Annotated in this window: 21 protein-coding genes; 12 read left to right on the top strand and 9 right to left on the bottom strand. The window is 65.5% G+C overall.

All coding sequences use genetic code 11. The annotated features are described in order from the left end of the window. Positions 1-198: 198 nt before the first annotated feature. On the bottom strand, positions 199-1,059 hold the full coding sequence (locus LJ737_RS05905; protein WP_227763672.1) for an NAD(P)-dependent oxidoreductase: 861 nt from the start codon (positions 1,057-1,059) through the stop codon (positions 199-201). Between the two features lie 174 nt (positions 1,060-1,233). Between LJ737_RS05905 and LJ737_RS05900 the strand changes: the two genes are divergently transcribed. After that, complete coding sequence (locus LJ737_RS05900; RefSeq protein WP_227763671.1) at positions 1,234-1,545, top strand: hypothetical protein; 312 nt, start codon at positions 1,234-1,236, stop codon at positions 1,543-1,545. Positions 1,546-1,621: 76 nt separating this feature from the next. Here the strand turns inward: LJ737_RS05900 and LJ737_RS05895 are convergent, their stop codons facing one another. Then, the gene (locus LJ737_RS05895; protein WP_227763670.1) at positions 1,622-2,791 is read right to left on the bottom strand and encodes an esterase-like activity of phytase family protein; all 1,170 of its coding nucleotides are present in this window, start codon (positions 2,789-2,791) and stop codon (positions 1,622-1,624) included. A gap of 162 nt (positions 2,792-2,953) precedes the next feature. Further along, positions 2,954-4,114, bottom strand: a complete 1,161-nt coding sequence (locus tag LJ737_RS05890) for an alpha/beta hydrolase (protein WP_227763669.1) — start codon at positions 4,112-4,114, stop codon at positions 2,954-2,956. 369 nt (positions 4,115-4,483) lie between these two features. Between LJ737_RS05890 and LJ737_RS05885 the strand changes: the two genes are divergently transcribed. Then, on the top strand, positions 4,484-5,386 hold the full coding sequence (locus tag LJ737_RS05885; RefSeq protein ID WP_227763668.1) for an oxidoreductase: 903 nt from the start codon (positions 4,484-4,486) through the stop codon (positions 5,384-5,386). Between the two features lie 189 nt (positions 5,387-5,575). After that, positions 5,576-6,388: a helix-turn-helix domain-containing protein gene (locus tag LJ737_RS05880; protein ID WP_227763666.1), complete on the top strand. Its 813-nt coding sequence runs from the start codon at positions 5,576-5,578 to the stop codon at positions 6,386-6,388. Here the strand turns inward: LJ737_RS05880 and LJ737_RS05875 are convergent. Continuing rightward, entirely contained in the window at positions 6,385-7,236 is an 852-nt protein-coding gene (locus LJ737_RS05875) for a mycofactocin-coupled SDR family oxidoreductase (protein WP_227763665.1), read from the bottom strand. The two genes, LJ737_RS05880 and LJ737_RS05875, sit on opposite strands and share 4 nt — an antisense overlap. A 179-nt stretch (positions 7,237-7,415) precedes the next feature. Here LJ737_RS05875 and LJ737_RS05870 point away from each other — a divergent pair, with 179 nt between their 5' ends. Beyond that, a complete protein-coding gene (locus LJ737_RS05870; protein ID WP_227763664.1) occupies positions 7,416-7,808 on the top strand; it encodes a hypothetical protein in 393 nt (130 codons plus the stop codon). 75 nt (positions 7,809-7,883) lie between these two features. Here LJ737_RS05870 and LJ737_RS05865 read toward each other — a convergent pair whose 3' ends face one another. Then, on the bottom strand, positions 7,884-8,579 hold the full coding sequence (locus LJ737_RS05865; RefSeq protein WP_227763663.1) for a hypothetical protein: 696 nt from the start codon (positions 8,577-8,579) through the stop codon (positions 7,884-7,886). Between the two features lie 337 nt (positions 8,580-8,916). Continuing rightward, positions 8,917-10,827: a glycoside hydrolase family 13 protein gene (locus LJ737_RS05860; protein ID WP_227763662.1), complete on the bottom strand. Its 1,911-nt coding sequence runs from the start codon at positions 10,825-10,827 to the stop codon at positions 8,917-8,919. A gap of 425 nt (positions 10,828-11,252) precedes the next feature. Here LJ737_RS05860 and LJ737_RS05855 point away from each other — a divergent pair, with 425 nt between their 5' ends. The 3 genes from LJ737_RS05855 to LJ737_RS05845 all read left to right on the top strand — a co-directional run bounded on the left by LJ737_RS05855 (position 11,253) and on the right by LJ737_RS05845 (position 13,642). Continuing rightward, positions 11,253-12,269 carry a glycosylasparaginase gene (locus LJ737_RS05855; RefSeq protein ID WP_227763661.1) on the top strand — a complete coding sequence of 339 codons (1,017 nt, stop codon included), beginning with the start codon at positions 11,253-11,255 and terminating at the stop codon, positions 12,267-12,269. Beyond that, entirely contained in the window at positions 12,266-12,979 is a 714-nt protein-coding gene (locus LJ737_RS05850; RefSeq protein ID WP_227763660.1) for a copper homeostasis protein CutC, read from the top strand. The genes LJ737_RS05855 and LJ737_RS05850 overlap by 4 nt, the downstream gene beginning before the upstream one ends. 96 nt (positions 12,980-13,075) lie before the next feature. After that, positions 13,076-13,642, top strand: a complete 567-nt coding sequence (locus tag LJ737_RS05845; protein ID WP_227763657.1) for a GNAT family N-acetyltransferase — start codon at positions 13,076-13,078, stop codon at positions 13,640-13,642. A 468-nt stretch (positions 13,643-14,110) separates the two neighbouring features. On the opposite strand, the gene LJ737_RS05840 is transcribed toward LJ737_RS05845, so the two are convergent. Then, entirely contained in the window at positions 14,111-15,091 is a 981-nt protein-coding gene (locus LJ737_RS05840) for a GlxA family transcriptional regulator (protein WP_227763655.1), read from the bottom strand. Between the two features lie 135 nt (positions 15,092-15,226). Between LJ737_RS05840 and LJ737_RS05835 the strand changes: the two genes are divergently transcribed. From LJ737_RS05835 to LJ737_RS05825, 3 genes are all read left to right on the top strand, one after another. Beyond that, positions 15,227-15,655 carry a DoxX family protein gene (locus LJ737_RS05835; protein ID WP_227763653.1) on the top strand — a complete coding sequence of 143 codons (429 nt, stop codon included), beginning with the start codon at positions 15,227-15,229 and terminating at the stop codon, positions 15,653-15,655. Positions 15,656-15,913: 258 nt separating this feature from the next. Then, a complete protein-coding gene (locus LJ737_RS05830) occupies positions 15,914-16,294 on the top strand; it encodes a hypothetical protein (RefSeq protein ID WP_227763652.1) in 381 nt (126 codons plus the stop codon). A 177-nt stretch (positions 16,295-16,471) separates the two neighbouring features. Continuing rightward, a complete protein-coding gene (locus LJ737_RS05825; protein WP_227763650.1) occupies positions 16,472-17,170 on the top strand; it encodes an START domain-containing protein in 699 nt (232 codons plus the stop codon). 107 nt (positions 17,171-17,277) lie between these two features. Here LJ737_RS05825 and LJ737_RS05820 read toward each other — a convergent pair whose 3' ends face one another. Both LJ737_RS05820 and LJ737_RS05815 read right to left on the bottom strand, forming a co-directional pair. Continuing rightward, the gene (locus tag LJ737_RS05820) at positions 17,278-17,586 is read right to left on the bottom strand and encodes a hypothetical protein (protein WP_227763648.1); all 309 of its coding nucleotides are present in this window, start codon (positions 17,584-17,586) and stop codon (positions 17,278-17,280) included. A 110-nt stretch (positions 17,587-17,696) separates the two neighbouring features. Then, complete coding sequence (locus LJ737_RS05815) at positions 17,697-18,398, bottom strand: DsbA family oxidoreductase (RefSeq protein ID WP_227763646.1); 702 nt, start codon at positions 18,396-18,398, stop codon at positions 17,697-17,699. Positions 18,399-18,608: 210 nt separating this feature from the next. Between LJ737_RS05815 and LJ737_RS05810 the strand changes: the two genes are divergently transcribed. Beyond that, positions 18,609-19,214 carry a hypothetical protein gene (locus LJ737_RS05810; protein ID WP_227763645.1) on the top strand — a complete coding sequence of 202 codons (606 nt, stop codon included), beginning with the start codon at positions 18,609-18,611 and terminating at the stop codon, positions 19,212-19,214. 2 nt (positions 19,215-19,216) lie between these two features. Beyond that, the gene (locus LJ737_RS05805; protein WP_227763644.1) at positions 19,217-19,720 is read left to right on the top strand and encodes a YdeI/OmpD-associated family protein; all 504 of its coding nucleotides are present in this window, start codon (positions 19,217-19,219) and stop codon (positions 19,718-19,720) included. Positions 19,721-19,739 lie beyond the last annotated feature (19 nt).

The raw sequence follows: 19,739 nt of genomic DNA, 5'->3' as shown, positions 1-19,739 counted from the left end.
CCGCCACCTTCTCGGAGGTGGCGGCGGGGCGGCGTTGGGGTGTCAGCTTTTAGAACGGAGGCGGGATGCTAGGTTTTCGGCTTCCTTGACCGGGCGGCTGCCCCGCGAAGCAACCCTCCCGCTTGGTTAGCTACCGTGCGTCAGCCCGCGAGGTGCCTGGACATGGCTGACGGGCGGGAGGCCGTTTCGCCCCCGCTCTTACCCGCGCTCCAGGTGCTTGATGACGGCAATAACGTCTTCGTCGCCCAACGCGGGTTCGGCCTGCTGGAAGGTTTCGTGCACCGCCGCGGCCAATGGCGTGCCGAGCCCTTCGGCCTGGGCCAGACGCAGGTCCTTGGCCAGCAGCTTCAGGGCAAAAGCCGCCTGGTAGTTGTCCGCCAGGATGGCGTCGCCCTTGAGCTTGGAAAAAACGTTGCCCAGGGCGCTGTTGGCCACAATGGTCTGCATATCCTCAACCCGCAGGCCGTGCTGCCGGGCAAAGAGCAAGGTTTCGGCCAACCCCTGGGCGTAGACGCCCAGCAGGCTGTTGATGGCCAGTTTGGCCAGGTTGCCGTTGCCCGTGGGCCCCAGCGGCAGGCTTAGCTTGCCCAGATGCGCCAGCAGCGGCTGGGCCCGCTCATACGCGGCCGCGTCGCCGCCGACCATGACGACCAGCTGCCCCGTTTCGGCCTGCTTCACGCTGCCCGATACCGGCGCGTCGAGGTAAGAATGGCCGTGCTCCTGGCTGCGGGCGGCCATTTCCCGGCTGATGCCCGGCGACACGGTGCTCATGTTGATGAGCAGCTTGCCCGGCCCGGGCGCCGCCAGCAGGCCGTCCGGCCCGCCGAAGACCTCCTGAATGGCCTGATCGTCCGACACCATTAGGAAGACCACGTCGGCCTGCTGCAGCAGCGCCGCGGGCGAAGCCGCCGTGGTGGCGCCGGCCGCGCGCAAGGGCGCTTCTTTGTCTTTGCTGCGGTTGTACACGGTCACGGCGTAGCCGGCTTCCAGCAGGCGGCGCGCCATCGGCGTGCCCATGTTGCCCAGGCCAATCCAGCCCAGTTGGGGGTGTGCGTTCATGCGATGAAAAAGAGAAAAAGGAGGCGCGGCAGCAATGCTATACCAGCGAAACGGAAATTGGTTGGCACCACCGGCGCGCGGCTGGCAACGTGTATCAAGTCGGACCGCTTTTCCGGCCCCACCAGCCCGGGCACCTCCACACTGACCAATTCGGGTAGCTATTGGGACGTGTAGGTGGCCAAGGGCAGCCCCGCCACCCAATATTTCGTTTGGGCCCAAAGCGCCGGCGGCACCTTCTCCGATAAAGTCCGCGCCACTGCTGTGCAGGGCAATTGCGTGTACGTCGCCGACAGCTGCGGCAGCCCCGTCGTGCTGACGCACTACCCCAACCCGGCGCGCACGGAAGTGTACGCGCACCTGCCCGCCGCCACCTTCACCCTGCGCGACGCTCTGAGCCGCTCCGTGCGCACCGGCCGGCTTCAGCCCGCGAGGGCGACGGGCTGGGCACGGTGTCGGAGCAGGGGCGGCCGGCGGGGCTGCACCTGAGCAGCGGCACCAGCCAACAAACAGAAGCGGAAGCCCGACTGGGCTTCCGCTTCGCATTAACAGCCAGTAGATGCGGTTAGGGGTTCACCTCGAAGGCGAGGAACTGCGAAACCTGGGAGCTGCCGAAGTTGTCGTCGGACACGATTACCAGCGAGTAATGGCCGTTGGGCAGCTTGGGGCCGAAGGTCATGCCCTCCAAGTTGTCAACGCGCGCGAGGCCGATGGTGGCCAGGTCAAGTACCTGCCGCTTCACGGCGGGCGTGTAGTTGGTGCCAGTCAGGGCCGTGAGGCTGCTCACATCGGTGGCGTTGCTCAGGTCCACTTCGTAGAGCACCACCTTGTAATCGGGGGTGGCGCCCACGGCGAAGGAGCGCTCCATCACCAGCAGACGGGTTTCCGTCAGGGCCAGCACTTCCACCACGCCGTTGAGCTGGAACTGGTTGCTGGGCACCGGCGTGGCGTGCACTGCGTCGAGCTTGTAGGCGTACTGGCCCGCCACCTGCTTGGTGGCGCGGTCGTACTTCAGGATGCGGATGGTGGCGCCGGCCGCGCCCGGGGCGGCGCGGGGGCCGTCTTCGTAGAGCGGCTCCTCGGAGGCGGTATACACGTACTTGCCGCCGGGCGTGATGCTCATGCCCTCAAACGAGCCGTTGGAGCGGGTGCCGTTGTCGGTGGCCTGGATGCGGAACAGCGGCGGCAGCGGAAACTCGGCCACGTGCGTGCCGTCGAGGTTGGCCTCGCGCAGGTAGGGCTGGATGAGCACGGCCGGCGTAGCCGTCACGTTGCGCACGCCCTCGCTCGACCAGATCAGGTGGTTCGAGGCCGCGTCGTAGCGGATGCCTTCGGGGTCGAGGGTGTTGGCCGGGTCGGCGGCGGCGCTGGGGAAGGGCGTGCCGTCGGGGCGCTTCATGGTGGTGACGCCGGTGAAAGTCACGTCGGAGAAGCTGGTGGCGGAGAAGTTCAGCTTGGCCGTGTAGTAGCGCGTCGGCTGAATGGCCGAGGCGTCGTCGCACATGATGTAGTACGTGTCGTTGTCGGCGCGGTAGTCGATGCCCGAGAAGCCACCCAGCGTGGTGCTGTTGTACTGCTGGCGGTAGGGCACGATTTTCTCGCCGATAAAGCGCAGCGAGCTGACTTGCGTGGGCGGCGCGTCGGGCGTGCTGCCGCCGTTGTCGTCGTCGTCGCAGGCGGCGAGGCTGAGGGCGGCGGGCAGGGCCAGCAGCAGCCAGGGGTTAGGCGTGTTCATAGCAGGGAATGGGAGAAAGGGTGAATGATACCACAAAGTACACGATGCGAATTGGCGCCAACGTTACCCCAGTATTATCATGCCGCCGGCCCGGTACCCGGTGAAATCAAAACGGCGCCTCCCGGGTCGGGAGGCGCCGTTTTTGGCCGGGCGAAATGCGGCTTACCTGGCCAGGGCAGCTTTCAGCTCGCCACCGCCCAGGGTCTGGGCTTCCTTGGCCTGGGGCACCACGGCGGCCATGCCGAAGAATTCGTGCGTGACGCCGTCGTAGTTCTGGTACTTGGTGGGGACGCCGGCGGCCTTCAGCTTGTCGGCCAGCATCTGCCCGTCGCTCATCAGCGGATCCAGCTCGGCGGTGATGACGGTGCTCGGCGGCAGCCCTTTAAGGTTGGCGTGCACCAAGTCAATCATCGGGCTCTTGCCGTCGGCGGCCGAGCGCAGGTACTTGTCGAAGAACCAGGCCATCATGGGCTTGTTGAGCGGCTTGGCCTGGGCGTTTTTCTGGTACGAGGGCGTGTTCAGGTCGTAGCCGGCAATGGGGTACACCAGCAGTTGATGCTTGGGCAGCGGCACCTTCTTGTCGCGGGCCATCATGCTCACGGCGCAGGCCAGGTTGCCGCCGGCCGATTCGCCGGCAACGGCCACGCGGGCCGGGTCGCCCTTAAACGAGGCGGCGTTTTTCAGCGCCCACTGGTAGGCGGCGAAGGAGTCGTTGTGGGCTGTCGGGAACTTGTGCTCCGGCCCCTGCCGGTAGGCCACCGACACGAAAATAGCCCCGGTCTGGTCGACCAAGCCGCGCACCGAGGCGTCGTAGGTGTCGAGGTTGGCAATGACCCAGCCCCCGCCGTGGTAGTACACCACCACGGGCAGCGGGCCGGCGGCGTTCTTGGGGGTGTAGATGCGCACTTTCACGCCGGGCATAATCACGCGCGACATGGTATCGGCCGTCACGGGCGGCATCGGGATGTTGTTCTGCTGCATGAGCTTCATCACCGCGTCGGCGGGCGAGGGCTGCTGCCGCGCCTCCGGGGCCGACAGCGTCTCGATGGGCTTGCCGCCGAGGCCGGCCAGCGTTTCGATGACGGCCTGCATTTCGGGCTTGATGCTGGGCCCCCAGGCGGGCTTGGCACCGGTGGGCTGCACGGGCTTGGGCGCGGTGGCCGCGCTGGCCGTGTCGGCGGTCATGGTGGTGGCAGCCGAGTCGGTGGCGGCGCCGTTGCCGGCCGATTCGCCGTTGGGGTTGTTGGAACACGCGGCCAGAATGGCCAGGGACGCGGCGGGGGCAGCCCAGCGCAGCGCCCAGGAGGGCAGAAAGTGCGGCATGAGGTGAGTGTGTGGTTGTGTGGCAGCGTGTACGGATGAATCCAACTTTTAGGCGTTATAAAACGACTTTTCCGAGAAATAATGTAGCTACTGCCCTACCCACAGTGCTTGCAACCGTCTGAAGCTTTTCGGCTTGTGCTGCTGCTTTTCGGCGTAAGACGCAGCGCTGGTTTTGACGGCGGCCGCAGGCGACTTAGCCTAGCCTAGCTGACCGAAAACCGCGGTTATAGTTCGGCTACCGAACCGCGGCCCGGGATTCAGCCAGCCGCCGCCTGAGCGTTTCAACAAAGCGACTTTGAGCTTTTCAACAAAGTAGCTCGCTGCGGGCGGCCGGACCTTTGCGTTGTACTTCAACCAATTCCAAACGCCATGAACAACGTATGGTTTATCACCGGCAGCAGCCGGGGCCTGGGCCGCAGCCTCACCGAAGCCGTGCTGGCCGCTGGTCACCGCGTAGTCGCCACTGCCCGCCAGCCCGAGCAGCTCGCGGACCTGCAGCAGCAGTACGGGGAGCAGCTCCTGCCGCTGGCCCTCGACGTCAACGACCACGCCCAGATCCAAGCCGCCGTCGACGCGGCCCTGGCCCGCTTTGGGCGCCTCGATGTGGTGGTCAACAACGCCGGTTTCGGCGTCGTGGGCGCAGCCGAGGCCTTCTCGGAGGAGCAGGTGCGCAGTCAGCTCGACACCAACCTCTACGCCCCCATTGCCGTGACGCGGGCCGTGCTGCCGGTGCTGCGCCGGCAGGGCAGCGGGCGCATTTTGCAGATCAGCTCGGTGGGCGGGCGCGTGGGCAACGCGGGCCTGACCATGTACCAAGCTGCCAAGTTCGGGCTGGCCGGCTTCAGCGAGGCGCTGGCCAAGGAAGTGGCGCCGCTGGGCATTTTCGTCACCAGCGTGGAGCCCGGCGGCTTCCGCACCGACTGGGCCGGTGCTTCCATGAGCTACACCCCGGCCGTGGCGGGCTACGACACTACCGTCACCCAGCGCGCCGACTACATGCGCAGCGGGCAGTACGTGCCCGTCGGGGACCCGGCCAAGGCCGCGCAGGCACTGCTAGCCCTCAGCCAGCACCCCGCCCCGCCGGTGCACTTGCTGCTCGGCAGCGAGGCCGTGGCCCTGCTGCGGCAAGCCGACGCCGCCCGGCAGGCCGAGCTGGAGCAGTGGCTGCCGGTGAGCCTGAGCACCGACGCCGACGACGCCGATTCGCAGCAGTTTATGCGTACCGGGTTGGGCAGCATGTTCAGCAGCGAGTCAGCCGCCGACCAGCGCTGATTGCCAGCCGGCTGCCGGGTGCCTCCGCTACCCGCAGGCTGGAGTCCCAACTGCTTTGCAGGACCGCGGCCGGCCGCCAACGCGGAGGGCGTGCCTCGGTCGGGGTTCTACGACGCTCCAAGTCGCAGGCCACGACGCGGGGCGAAACCGCCCGGCCCACTGCCGGGTTGTTCTTTCATCTGATTCGCCATGACTGCCACTGCCGCCAAGCGCCCGCCCATTCTCTATTCCTGCTACTTCCAAGTAAGCCGGGCGGGCGAGCAGTTCGTGTCCGAGCACATCCTGAGCTACCAGGTGGCCGGCACGCTGCTCACCAACGACGGCACGCGGGAGCAGGCCTTCGGGCCGGGGACGCTGCGCCTGATGCGGCGTAACCACCTGCTCAAGTTTGCCAAGCTGCCGGGCACCGAGCACAGCTACAAAAACCTCTCGATTGTGCTCGACCAGGACACGCTGCGGCGCCTGAGCCTGGAAACCGGCTACGAGCCCGGCAGCGCGCCGCCCCCGCCGGCCGAGGCCGTCGTTTCGCTGCCCGCCGATCCGCTGTACCTCAGCTACGTGGCCTCGCTGCAGCCCTACGAGCAGCTGGCCGCGCCCGGCAACGAAGACTTGCTGCAGCTGAAGGTGCGCGAGGCGGCGCTGCTGCTGATTCGGGCCAACCCCGAGCTGCGCGCGGTGCTCTTCGACTTTGCCGAGCCGGGCAAGCTGGATTTGGCGGCGTTCATGGAGCGCAACTTTCACTTCAACGTGCAGCTGCCACGCTTTGCCTACCTGACGGGCCGCAGCCTGGCCACCTTCAAGCGCGACTTCGAGAAGATATTCCACGTTTCGCCCAGCCGCTGGCTGCTGCGCCGGCGCCTGCAGGAAGCCCATTACCGCATCAAAGAGCAAGGCCAAACGGCCTCGGAAGTCTACCTGGATTTGGGCTTCGAGGACCTCTCGCACTTCTCCTACGCCTTCAAAAAGCAGTACGGCGTGGCGCCCTCCCGGCTCACGGCTTAGGCCGTCACTTGGGCACTGTCGCCGGCATTCACCGCGAAGCTAGCGCCGCTCACGTGGCGGGCCTCGTCAGAAGCCAAAAACACGGCCATGGGCGCCAAGTCTTCGGGCGGCAGCCAGGGCAGGCGCATGGGCGTCTGGGCGCCGCGCACCTCGGCGGCCTGCGCCTGGGTCACGGGCGCCTCGGGCTCGGGGCGGTAGTCCAGGTAGGCTTCCTTCCAACGGGTGGGGTTGCGCGTCATGGGCGTGTCGATGAGGCCGGGCACCAGGGCGTTGACGCGGATGCCCTCCTTGCCCAGCTCCAGCGCCGCCGTCTTCATCAGCCCGATCAGGCCCCACTTGGAGGCCGCGTAGCTGCTGCCGTGCCGAAAGCCCTTCTGTCCCTGCCCCGAGGCCGTGATGATAATGCTGCCGCCGCGCCCGGTCATGCCCGGCGCAAAGGCCCGCAGGGTGTTGGCCGTGCCGGTTAGGTTCACGTCGATGACGTCCTGCCACTGCGCGTCGGTCATGTCCAGCAGCGGGGCAAACACCTGAATGCCGGCGTTGGCCACCACAATATCCACCGGGCCGAGCTCCTGCCGGGCTTGCGCGGCGGCGCGGCGCAGGGCCGGCAGGTCGCGGATGTCGGCCGACACGGCCACGAAGCGCCCGCCCGCGGCCTCGACCAAGCGTGCCGTTTCGGCCAGGTCGGCGGCGGTAGCGGCGGGGTACTCGGTTTCGGCGGAGGCCGGGCCGTCGATATCGATGCCGAGCACGGCGGCACCCTCGCGGGCGTAGGCCACGGCAATGGCGCGGCCGATGCCGCGGGCCGCCCCGGTGACGACGGCCGTTTTTCCTTCGAGTCGTTTCATAAGCAGCGGGGCCGGCACGGGGGCGGCGGCCCGCGCAGGCTAACGGGGCGGCGGGGCGGGCGGTTGTGACCCGGCCGCGCGGCGCAGCTCGGCTTTATCCTTTTGCCTCCCGGCCGCGTTGGTCTAGGAAAGCAGTTGCCGCTAGCCCGATTCCCATCAACCACCTAATGCCTTATTCCATGAATCAGCCCATTTCCCGGCAGGCGCACGGCCTGGCCGACCTCACCTACATCCCGACGGTAGCGGCCGCGCCGAAATTGTTCGGCTTCGAAGAAGAGAAAACCGCCGTTGCGACGTGCTACGCGCTGAGCGGCATGGCCCTGATGTCGGGCCTCATGACCCGCGCCGAGTGGGGCGTCTTCAAGGTACTGCCCTTCAAAGCCCACATTGCCCTCGATTTCGTCAACAGCGTGACGGCCCTGGCCGCGCCTTGGCTGTTCGGCTTCGCCCACAACGAAAAGGCCCGCAACGCCTTCCTCGCCATGGGCGCCGTGGGCCTGACCGCCGGCCTGCTCACCCGCCCGGAGGAAATGCCCGAGTACCAAGCCGACGAGGACTCCGACGAAGACTAAGCGCTTGCCTCTTTCATCAGCAAGGCCGCCCGAAACCAGGTTTCGGGCGGCCTTGCTGATGAAAGAGGCGGGCTGTTAGATGCTCAGCGCCGGCTTTTGGGCCTCGGCCCACCATTCGTCGTTTTCCCAGTACTTATCCCAGCCCAGCCGGGCGTACTTGGGGTTGATTTCGCTGCCCCGGTCGCCCACGCCGAAGTCGTTGAACAGGTCATCGGCCGAAATAAATACGTTGCGGCTCAGCACAAACGGGCCGTTAAGAGCGGCAGGCCCATTCAGCCACTCGCCCCGTATCAACAGGCCGGCGCCTTTTCCAGGGGCGTCCGGATCAGCCGTAATACCATCCGGGGAGCTGACAGCTTCCATTTTACCCAGCTCGTCGATGTAGAAATCTAATCCGCCCACTCCTTGTAAGCGCCGGATTGGCTGCTGCCGGCTGCGCAAGGAGACGTTCAGCAGGGTGCTATAGGCCCGGGCCGCCGGCGCATTACCCAGCGAGTCAACTGCCCGAGATGCCAGAATATCCTGATTGTAGTAATCAGCGAGCTGGGCCACGGTAATGTCGCCCGTTACGTCCTCTACGGCCTGTTTATACCGGGTTTTGCCCTGCACGTGAAACACGTTGGGCTGCAGACTGTCGCGCTGCACCCGCGTCAGGATCAATGAGAGGCGGTAATGATCGGCCCCGTAAAAGCCCTCCATCGGCCGGATTTCGGTATTATCCGGGTAGAACTCGTACAGCAACAGCGGCGCGAGGTCCGTCTGCCGCAACATTGTCAGCACCTCGGGACTAAGCGTGACGGGCAGCGCGGACGTCGTTGGCTTAACGACTACAGCCGTTGAGGCGGCCGGCGCTTGCGGCGCCGCTGCTACGGTAGCAAGGGGTGGAGTTTGCTGCTGACAGGCGGCACCGAACAACACCAGCGTCAAGAGGTAGTACGGATTCTTCACGTCCGGAAATTACGCCGAAAATGCGGACGCTTTTAGCCGATTAATCCGGACCAGCTACGCCGCAAATAAGCAACGAGGAACCCGGGGCAGTACCCCACACCTTGATTTTCAGATTGGCTTCGCCTTTGGGTCCTCGCTCCGCTCGGAATGACAGTGCTAGCTATTTCTGCAGCTCCAGCACCACGGCGGTTTTGGCGGGCAGCTGCAGGGTTTTCAGGTCGCTCAGCGTTTCGCCGGTCAGCACGTTGCGGGCCTTTGAGAAGCCGCTCATGCGCTCCGCGAAACGGGCCGTGGGCAGGGTAGCCGGCTTGTCGGTGGTGTTGGTGGCCACCATCACCGTGCCCGCGTTGTCGTAGCGAAAGTAGGCGTAGAGGCCGTTTTCAGGCAGATACTGCATCAACTGGCCCGAGTGCAGCGCCGGGTGCGTGCGGCGGTACTGGGCCAGGGTCTTGACGAAGTTGAACGCGTCGTTTTCGGCGGCGGAGCGGCCGGCGGCGGTGAACTTGTTGTCCTGGTCGCCGGGGAAGCCGCCGGGAAAGTCGCGGCGCACCTCGGCGTCGGAAGGGTTCTTGAAGTTCTTCATCAGGATTTCCGTGCCGTAGTACATCGACGGGATGCCGCGCGTGGTCAGCAGCCAGGTCAGTCCGATTTTGTACTTGGCCACGTCTTCGCCCATTTCCGAAAGGAAGCGGTTGTGGTCGTGGTTGTCGAGGAAGGTGACGAGCTTGGTGGGGTCCTCGTAGAGCGCATCCTGGGCCAAGGCTTGGTACACGCGCTGCGGGCCGTTGTCCCAGCCGGTGGCGTCCTTGCCGCCCACTTCCTTTAGTCCGGCCAGCATGCCGCCTTCGAGCACGAAATCGAGCCCGCCCGGCTGGTTAGACTTAAAGGGGAAAGCCACCTTGTTGCGCACGTAGTAGGCCTGGTCCACCACGCTCGTCACCGCCGACTCGCCGAAGATGTGAATCTTGGGGTACTCCGTGAGCAGCGCCGCGTTGCAGCGGTTCATGAAGGGCTGGTCGTTGTACATGTAGGTGTCGATGCGCCAGGCGTCGACGCCGAACATTTCCACCGACCAGAGCGCGTGCTGAATCAGAAAATTGGCTACGTAAGGGTTCTGCTGGTTCAGGTCGGGCAGGAAGGGCACAAACCAGCCGTCGAGCATCACCTTCTTATCAATGGCCGCCGCGTGCGGGTCGGTAATGGGCTGCTGCTTGTAGCTGGTGTTGGTGTAGGTAGGCCACTGGTGCAGCCAGCTTTTCATGGGCAGATCCTTCACCGTCCAGTGGTTGATGCCCACGTGGTTGTACACCGCGTCCTGCACCACTTTCAAGCCCTGGGCGTGGGCTTTTTCCACAAAAGCCTTGTAGGCCGCGTTGCCGCCCAGGCGCCGGTCCACGTTGTAGTGGTCGGTGAAGCCGTAGCCGTGGTAGGCCGAGCGCATGGCCCCGCCCTCGTCGGTGAGCGGCTGGTCGTTTTCGATGACGGGCGTAAACCACACGGCCGTCACCCCTAGCTCCTTGAAGTAGTCGAGGTGCTGGGCGGCGCCCTGCAGGTCGCCGCCGTGGCGGTAAAAGGGGTTGGCGCGGTCCGCGTTGGGGTCGGCCATGTCGGCGAACTTGTCGTTGGCCGGGTCGCCGTTGGCAAAGCGGTCGGGCATGGCCAGGTAGATGAGGTCGGCCTGGGTGACGCCCTGGCCTTTGGGGGCGTTGTCGCGGGCGCGCAATTCCCAGTTGCGCGTGACGGTCTGGTCTCCCTTTTTGCCCACCAGCTTCACCTGCCCGGGCTTGGCCGTGGGGCTGATGCTCAGGTCGAGGAAGATGTAATTGGGGTTTTCGACGGGGTTGGCCTTCACCAGCTTCACGCCGGGGTAGTCGACGGTGTAGCTGAGCGTGCCGGCCTGCGGGCCGTAGACGAGCAGCTGCACGTCGTGGTGCTTCATGCCCACCCACCAGTTGGTCGGGTTCAGGCGCTGAATGGTGGGCGTGGTTTGGGCGGCTGCGAGCCACGGCAGCAGCAGGGTGCCGAGCACGGCCGCGCCGCGGCGGCAGCGGGCAAGCAGGGGGTGGGACATCGGGTAGCGTGCGGGGTTGGGAACGGAAAAGCGGCCGGGCCGCCGGGGCAGGCAAGTTAGAATGAATCCGGCAAGAATACTTGCGCCGTTCTTTTATGGATAAAAGCAGCCGAAAACCTCAGCGGCGTGGCCGTTTCAGCGCCGCACGTTGCCGCCGGCCCGGCACGCGGGCCGCCGCCCGGCGGCACTAGACGTGTCAGCTTGCCAGGTTGCGGGGCAGGCCGCGGGCGGCCGTTTGGCTTCGCTGGCTTCTTCGGATGGCGCGCAGAAGAAGCAAGGGCCCTGCGTACGCCTTAAGGCCTCGTCGGAGCCAGGAGCTGGAGCGTCCTGCCGCCGGGTTTCGGGTGAAAATAGCGGCGGCCGGCTCGGCCGTGCTGCCGGGCCAAAACCTTACCTTTCGTCCTCTTGCCATTTGCCCCCGCCTTATGCCAAACCGCAGAAAATTCCTGCAGACCTCGGCCGCCGGCCTGGCTGCGCTGGCCACCGGCCAGGTTGCCGCCGGCCCCGCCGCACGCCCCGCCGCCGTGGGCAAGCCCGTGGTCATTTCCACCTGGGACGCCGGCCTCAACGCCAACCTCGGCGCCTGGAAAGTGCTCAAGCCCGGCGGCCGCGCCCTCGACGCGGTGGAGGCCGGCGTGATGGTGACGGAAAACGAAATCGGCTGCTGCGTGGGCCTCGGCGGCCGCCCCGACCGCGACGGGCACGTCACGCTCGACGCCTGTATCATGGACGAGCAGTTCAACTGCGGCGGCGTGGCGGCGCTGGAGCGCATCAAGCACCCCATCAGCGTGGCCCGCCGGGTGATGGAGCGCACCCCGCACGTGTTGCTGGTGGGCGAGGGCGCCCAGCAGTTTGCCCTGGCCCAGGGCTTCCCGCTGGAGCCCGACAAGCTCAGCGCCGACGCCGAAAAAGACTACCGCGAATGGCTGAAAACCAGTCAGTACAAGCCCGTTGTCAACGTTGAAAACTCCGGCCGGCGGGTGGGGCCGGTGGGCGGCAAGCAAAACCACGACACCATTGCCATGCTGGCCCAGGACGCCCGCGGCAACCTCAGCGGCAGCTGCACCACCAGCGGCATGGCCTACAAAATGCGCGGCCGCGTGGGCGACTCCCCGCTCATCGGCTCGGGCCTGTACGTCGACAACGCAGTGGGCGCCGCCGCGGCCACCGGGCAGGGCGAAGACGTGATTCGCATTGCCGGGGCCAGCCTCATCGTGGAGCTGATGCGCCAGGGCCTAAGCCCGAAAGCGGCCTGCAAAGCGGCCATTGAGCGGGTAGCGCGCATCAAAGGCGCCAAAGCCCGCGACATTCAGGTGTGCTTCATTGCCTTGAACAACCGCGGCGAATACGGCGCCTACGCCCTGCAAAAAGGCTTCAACTACGCCGTGCAAACCGCCGACGGCAACAACACGCTGCTCGACTGCGAGTACCTGCTACCGTGAGCCGGCAACTGGAAATCTGCGCCGCTTCGCTGCACTCGGCGCGGGCGGCGCAGGCCGGCGGGGCCCACCGTATCGAGCTGTGCCAGAACCTGGCGCAGGGCGGCATCACGCCCAGCTACGGCCTGCTGCGGCAGGTAGTGCGCGAGCTGACGATTCCAGTGTTTGTGCTCATCCGCCCCCGGCCGGGCCATTTCGTGTACGACGCGGGTGAGCTGGCCATCATGCAGGCCGACATCGAGCTGAGCCGCGAGCTGGACGCCGCCGGCGTGGTGCTGGGTGCCCTCACCCCCGAGGGCCGGGTAGATGCCGCCGCCTGCCGCCCGCTCATCGAGGCCGCCGGGCCGCTGTCCGTCACCTTCCACCGCGCCTTCGACGACTGCCCCGACCCCGCCCAGGCCCTGGAAGACGTCATTGCCCTGGGCTGCGCGCGGGTGCTGACCTCGGGCGGGGCCGCCACGGCCGAAGCCGGGCAGGCCCGGCTGGCGGCGCTGGTGCGGCAAGCAGCCGGGCGCATCGTCATCATGCCCGGCGCGGGCATTACCGCGGCCAACGCGCAGGCCATTGCCGAAGCTACCGGCGCCCCGGAGCTGCACGCCAGCGCCAAACGCCGCCTGACCGCCCCGCAGCCCGCCAGCGCCTTCGCCGCGGAGCAGTGGGAAACCGACGCCGCGCTGGTGGCAGAGTTGGTGCGGCGGCTGGCCGGTGTGTAGCGCGTAGTTGCTGCACCAGCTGCTCTTATTTGCTGGTCCGCTCGGGCTGCACATCCGGCCGGTCCATGCACAACAACGCCCACGACTTGCCCTGCCATGACGCCCATTCCCGCTTTCCGCGCCCTGCACTCCGACGGCATCACCCTGCACCTCATCAGCGAGGACAACCTGGCCCACATCAGCACGGCGTTTCAAGGCTATCCGGATTCGCACGCCATGCTCGACGAGCTGTTTCGCAGTTACCTGCCGCACTACGACCGGCAGGGCCGCCGCACCAACTTCGGCTTCTACTCCACCCTCGGCGCGGAGCTAGCCGGCATGACCTTGCTCACCGTCGACAGCTGGGAGGAGCGCAGCGGTAGCACCGGCGCCGACGTGTTTGAGCACATGCGCGGCCGGGGCGTCACGCCCCGCAGCAAGCCGCACCTGTTCTACCTGGCCTTCGAGTTGCTGGGGCTCAACCGCGTGGCCACCGGCTTCCGCGTTTCCAACCACGCCTCGCGCCGCTCCATCGAAAAGACCCCGGGCTTTCAGTACGAGGGCCGCATGCGCGAGTCGGGCCTGAACGATGCGGGCGAGTTCGAGGACGAGCTGCTCTACGCCATCCTGCGCCGCGACTGGCAGCAGCTCTACGACTCCGCCGCCGTGCGGGTATTGGTCTAGGCGGCGGGTTCGATAAGCCCGGCTACCTCCGCCGACCTTGCTCCTTTTTTCCTGCCCGCCTGCTTCGCCCATTTTCCTCGCGCAACGAGAGCTGCGACCCGTCTTGCTTTGGTCTCAGGGCGTAGTTGCTTCACAGTTTTGCCTCGCCGGCTCATCAGCCGTTCGAGGCCGGCTGTCGGCTAGGGCAGCGTTCATTTCTTCCACGTTGATGCGGCCCCAGGCAAAGCGCGCCAGCAGGTGCCGCTCGTAAGAAGTGGGTGGGTACCCGCTGCTCGTCATGAAGCGCACGGCGCCAACCACGAGCCGCCGCCGCCGAGTGGGGGCAAGTGCGTAACAAACCATGCCCCAAAAAGCGCTGAAACGCGGGGGCAAGCAACCGCATTAGTACAGATTTGCGCGCCACCGCGTACGGATTTTGTGGCTCCGTATCCGTCCCTTCGCGGCTCACCCGCAGGAGCGTGCCCAGCCTCAGGCCGGTACTCGCTCCCGCCCGTACTTCTCGCGGTACTGTTTGGGCGACAGACCGGTAATGCGCTTAAACGCCACCCGAAAAGCCTTGGGGTCGGCGTAGCCCACGTGGTACATGACCTCGTTTACGTTGTCGGGCGAGGTTTCCAAGCGGTTTTTGGCCGCTTCGATTTTGACGCGCTGAATGTACTCTACCACCGAGTTGGCGGTGGCTTTCTTGAAGCGGCGCTCCAGGTTGCGCCGCCCCAGGGCCAGCCGGTCGGCCAGCTGATCCACCGTCAGCTTTTCCTGGTAATTGTCCTCGATGTACGTCTGAATGCGCTTGATGGGCTCGTCGCCGTGCTCTTTCTGCCCCTGAAAGATGATGAAAGCCGATTGGCTGACGCGCTCAATGTCAATCTGGAAGACCTTGGCGCAGGTCACGGCCATATCACGGCCCACGTATTTTTCGATCAGGTAAAGCACCAGGTTCAGGTACGAAAAGGCACCGCCGCTGGAATAGATGCCGTGCTCGTCGGTGATGAGGCGGTCCTCCACCAGCTGCACCTGCGGAAACATGGCCCGGAAGTAGTGCGCCGCCGCCCAGTGCGTGGTGCACTGCTGCCCGTCGATCAGGCCGGTGGCAGCCAGCAAAAACGCGCCCAGGCATAGGCTGGCCACTTCGGCGCCCTGCCGGTACTGCCGGATAATCCAGGGCAGAAAGTCGCGGTTCACCTCCAGCGCCCGGCCCAGGTCGCCGTCGACGGCCGGGATGATGACCAGGTCGGTGCGGTCCACGTCGCCGATGAGCTGTTCGGTGCGGATGCTGTAAAGCCCGCCGCACACCGGCGTTTCGGGCGTGAGCCCCACCAGCTGCACCCGAAACAGGGGCGGCTTGCCCAAGCGCTGCAGCAGCTGATTAACCTCCGAAAACACCAGCCGCGGCCCCTCGATGCTGCCGAGCACGGCGCCGTGCGGCACTAGAATCGTTATTTGCTTCATGGCTTTGCTTTTTGCGTAGCACAATGTCGGAATACACCCGCAACCGGACGCATTTGCCCCCGGCAACACGCGCAAATTGCTAATATTTTTGGAATACAAATCAACCCCAACTTTATTAGCAAACCACGCTGCGCCATGAAACCGAAAACCATAGCCACCCTGCACTGGAGCTTTGCTCTGCCTTTCGCCGCCTTTATGCTGTTCGGCGGCATTTCTGAAGTTATTCACCATCCTTCAGGCCAGGAAATCATGCGCCACCTGGGCTACCCCGAGCACGTGCTCACGGTGCTGGGCATCGGCAAGCTGCTGGGCGCCGCGGCGCTGCTGCAGCCCTGGCACCGCACGCTCAAGGAATGGGCGTACGCCGGCTTCACCTTCAACTTGCTCGGCGCCAGCGTGGCCCGCTCGGCCGCCCACGACGGCTTTTGGCTGGTGGCCTCACCCCTGCTGTTTCTCGGCTTCATGCTGATTTCTTACGCGCTGTGGCGGCGCTTGCTCGCCCAACAGCACCAGCAAGAAGCGGAAAATCAGTACTCTCAATGCCTTATCACCGTCTCGGCGTAGGCCTTACGGCCCCGGCGAGTGGCGGGCACTGGCCGAAATGAGCCCGCCCGCCGGGCACCAGGCTTGCGCGTAGCCATTAGTATCGAAAACAACGATAGTCAACGGCTCATCGATAGTCCTTGTGGCGGCGCCCTTACCGTCGAGCTCGAAAATTGGTCTTAACCAATTGCAATTGGACTACTGGTAAAATTCCTTATTTATGTAACTTAATATATAATTTATTTACCTATATTCATACAAACTTCCACCAAGTCAATCATGATGCACACTTCTACTTCCTCCGCCGCTGAATCGATCCGCTTTATAATGCAGGCCACCTGCGCCTCGGCCACCGCTCCGGCCCATACCGCCGGCACCACGGCTACCATTCAGCCGGCTTCGTTGGCGGCGCGCGAAGAATTCTTGTCGTTTTTGGCCCTGAATGCCCACTTCAGCGCCGACGACCTCAACGCCTTGCGCGAACTGCTGAGCCGTTATTCGGCCGCAGCCGTGTACAACGCCGTGCAGCGCGCCTGCCGCGCCTACTTCGAAGAGCACCGCAGCAACGGCTACGCCATGCGCGAAGTGCAGCTCAGCAAGTTGCTGCTCTCGCCGCTCTTTCATTTTGCCTGCCGTACGCACCTGCCGGCCGCCGCGTGAGGAGCACTGCGGGTGGCCGTTTCTAGGCCGAAGACTAGCTTGGCGGCGCGGGGAAACCGCGGAACTCACATAAAGTTGTGAGTTCCGGCATGAAAACTGTTTTATTCAGTTTCAAGGTTGTATTTTCACAATCCGTTTTGCTGCTCGTTTCCCTACTACGCCCCACCTGACCTCCTCATGCGTACCCTCCGCGCGTTGTGTATAGCCAGCCTCGCCGCGGTGCTGAGCTTGCTTGGCCCCGCCCTAACGGCGCCGCTTGCCACGCAGGCAGCGGCGCTGGAGTCGTGGCGGTTGGAAACCAACAAGAACGGCATTCAGGTGTACTCGCGGCACTCGCCCGATAGCCGCTTTAAGGAAATCCGGGTGCATTGCGAGATGCCCGGCACCCTGGCTCAGCTGGTAGCACTGTACACCGACGTGGACAACTACACGGAGGTCATCAGCAATACCAAGCGCGCGCGCCTGCTGCGCCGCGTCAGTGAAACGGAGCTGTATTACTACCTCGAAAGCCAAATGCCCCGCCCCGTGGCCAACCGCGACGTGGTGATGCACCTTCAGTTTCAGTACGCCCCGGCCGAGCGGCAGCTCATCATCCACACCAACTCGGTCAACGGCATGGTGGCTCCGCAGAACGACATCGTGCGCGTGCCCTCCTGGACGGGCCAGTGGACGGTGCGCCAGATTACCGACAGCCGCCTGCAGATTGCCTACACCTTTCGCGTCGATCCGGGCGGAGAATTGCCGACCTGGCTGATCAACATGATTGCGCCGGTGGCTCCGTACAACTCGTTTATGAAGCTCCGCAACGGCCTGCAGCTGCCGCGCTACCAAAACCGCTCGTTCGGGTTCCTAAGCCCCGAAACCGCCCAACGCTAACCACTCTCAGCCACGGCCGACGCCCGCCGCGCAAGTTCCCGCAACCGGAGCCGCGGCGGGCGTCGGCCGTAGGTGGCTGCCCCGGGTGCTGCCCCCATCGGGCGCACCTACTGTTCGCGCACGTACTGCTGCGCCGCGGCGGCCAATGCCGGCCACCGTGCCTGGTACTCGGCGGGCACCTGCACCCACTCCTTCATGGCGCGCCCCTTGCCGGCCGGGTCGAACAACAGGGAGCCGTCGAGGGCCAAGGCCTCGCGGTGGGCCTCGGCGGTGAGCTTGAACACCATGGCTTCCTGAAAGAAGCACACGAAGGCTTTGCCGTTGATTTTGTAGCACGGCTTGCCGAACAGCTGACCAGCTTCGGCCTGGGGTAAAGCGGCGCCAATGGCGCGGAATTCGGTTTCGGCAGCGGACATTACAACGGGCAAAAGCCGAAGATAACCACGCCCCGCTCCGCCGCCGGCATCAGCAAAAACGGCGCCCTTTGCAGGGCGCCGTTTCCGGATTGGTCAACTTCCAGCTGCCCTTAGCAGTCGGCGCCGTCGATGCCGCAGGCGGGGCCGTCGGCCAGGGTAACGGGCGCAGGCGCGGGGTTGAACTCGTCCCACACCTTGGTCAGCACCTCCTGGAACAGCTCGGCCGGCTGGGCGCCCGATACGGCGTACTTGTCGTTGAACACGAAGTAAGGCACGCCGCGCACGCCAATCTGCCGGGCGTGGTATTCGTCGACGCGCACTTCCTGGGCATACGCCTCGGAAGCCAGCATGTGGGGCACGGCGTCGGCGGGCAGGCCCAGGTCGGCGCCCAGCGCGGCCAAGGTGGCGTCGTCGTCGAGGTTGCGGCCCTCGGTAAAGTAGGCAGCGAACAGGCGCTCCTCGGCTGCATCTTGCTGGCCGTGGGCGGCGGCCAGGTGCGCAAAGCGGTGGGCCTTAAAGGTGTTGACCGGCTGCATGCGCTCAAAATCGAAGCGCAGGCCCACTTCTTGGGCCACGCCGGCCATGTGCTCGTTCATGCGCCGGCCCTCGGCTTCCGAGACGCCTTTGCGTTCGGCCAGCAACTGGTGAATGGTCTGGCCGGGGCGCGTCTGCATGTTCGGGTCCAGCTCGAAGCTGCGCCAAGTCACTTCCACCTTGTCGGCGTGGGCAAACTGCTGCAGCGCGGCTTCGAAGCGCCGCTTGCCGATGTAGCAGAACGGGCACATGATATCGGACCAGATTTCAACTTTCATATCGTCGGGGCAAAAGGAGTACGGCGGCTATAAGCGGCGCAGCAAGCGAAAGGTTTCCGGGCGGCGGTTCCCCGGCGGAAAGCGGCGGTGGCAAGCCTGTGCCAGCGGCGGCAAAAGGGCTTTTTCGGGCGGGGCTTGCGGCGGGCGCGGCTTTTATGCTTATCCTTACCTACCGAAAACCCCTCCGTTGGTCCTTCTCTTCCCCGTTTGATGAAACGCTACGCTCTTACCCTGCTGGCCGCCACCCTGCTGCTCGGCAGCTGCAACCAAAACCCGCCCGCCACCGAGCAGTCGGCCCCCGCCGGCGACGTGAAAGCCCCTGAAGCCGGGGCCGCCGATGCCAGCGAAGCCGCCCCGGGCGTGTCCGGCTCTACCAACGAAGAAGCCCCCGCCGCGGCCGCCAAAGCCGCCCAGCCGGTGGACATGGCCTTTCGCTTCGAGCCGATGAAGAGCACCGACGGCGGCCCAGCCCGCACCATGGCCTATCTGGTGCTGAGCGGCGGCGAGGCGCGCGAAATTGACCTGGGCCCTTTCGCCGGCAAGCCCGACCAAGTGGATGCGGCCGAAGCCAAGCGCGCCAATTTCCCCGGCAGCATGCTGCTCGGTTTCCGCAGCTACGACCCCAACTCCGGCACCAGCAACGACCTAGCCGTGCTGCCGAGCACCGGCGGCCACGTGCGCATCGTGCAGCGCCGCCTGGAGGAAGGCGCCGACAAGCAGCCCGAATTCCAGACCTCGCGCGAAATTTCGGTGCCCGCCGGCGCGGAGCTGCGCGCCGCAGCGCCCGCCAAGGCCGAGCCGGCCAAGAAAAAGTAAGCATGTCCGCCGCCGCCTCGTTCACGTTTGAAGGCCAGTTGCAGCCCAACGGCCTGGGCTTTATGCCCATGGCCATCATCATCGTGCCCGAGGACGTGGTGGAGGCGCTGGGCGGCAACAGCGTGAAGCGCGTGGTGGGCACGCTCAACGGCCACCCCATCCGCCGCGGCCTGCTGCCGATGAGCACCGGGCAACGGTTTCTGCTCGTGAGCAAAGCCCTGCGCCGGGAGCTGCGCCTCAGCGCCGATACCCCAGTAACCGTGACGCTGGCCCCCGACCCCAACCCGAATCAGGTGGACCTGCCCGAAGAACTGGCCGACGGATTGGAAGAATGGCCGGAAGCCGCTGCGGCCTTTGTGCGCCTCACGCCGGGCCGGCAGCGCAACCTCGTGCACTACATCGACGCGGCCAAGCGGCCCGAAACCCGCGCCCAGCGCGTGGTAAAGCTGCTGCACCAGCTGGCCAACGGGGCCGTCCCGTTTCGGCCGCCCAAGGACGCTTCGTAAGCCGCTCACCGAACCGCGG

The sequence above is a fragment of the Hymenobacter sp. 15J16-1T3B genome, assembly GCF_020711235.1.
Taxonomy (GTDB): domain Bacteria; phylum Bacteroidota; class Bacteroidia; order Cytophagales; family Hymenobacteraceae; genus Solirubrum.
This window is presented reverse-complemented; position numbering and strand designations above follow the sequence as displayed.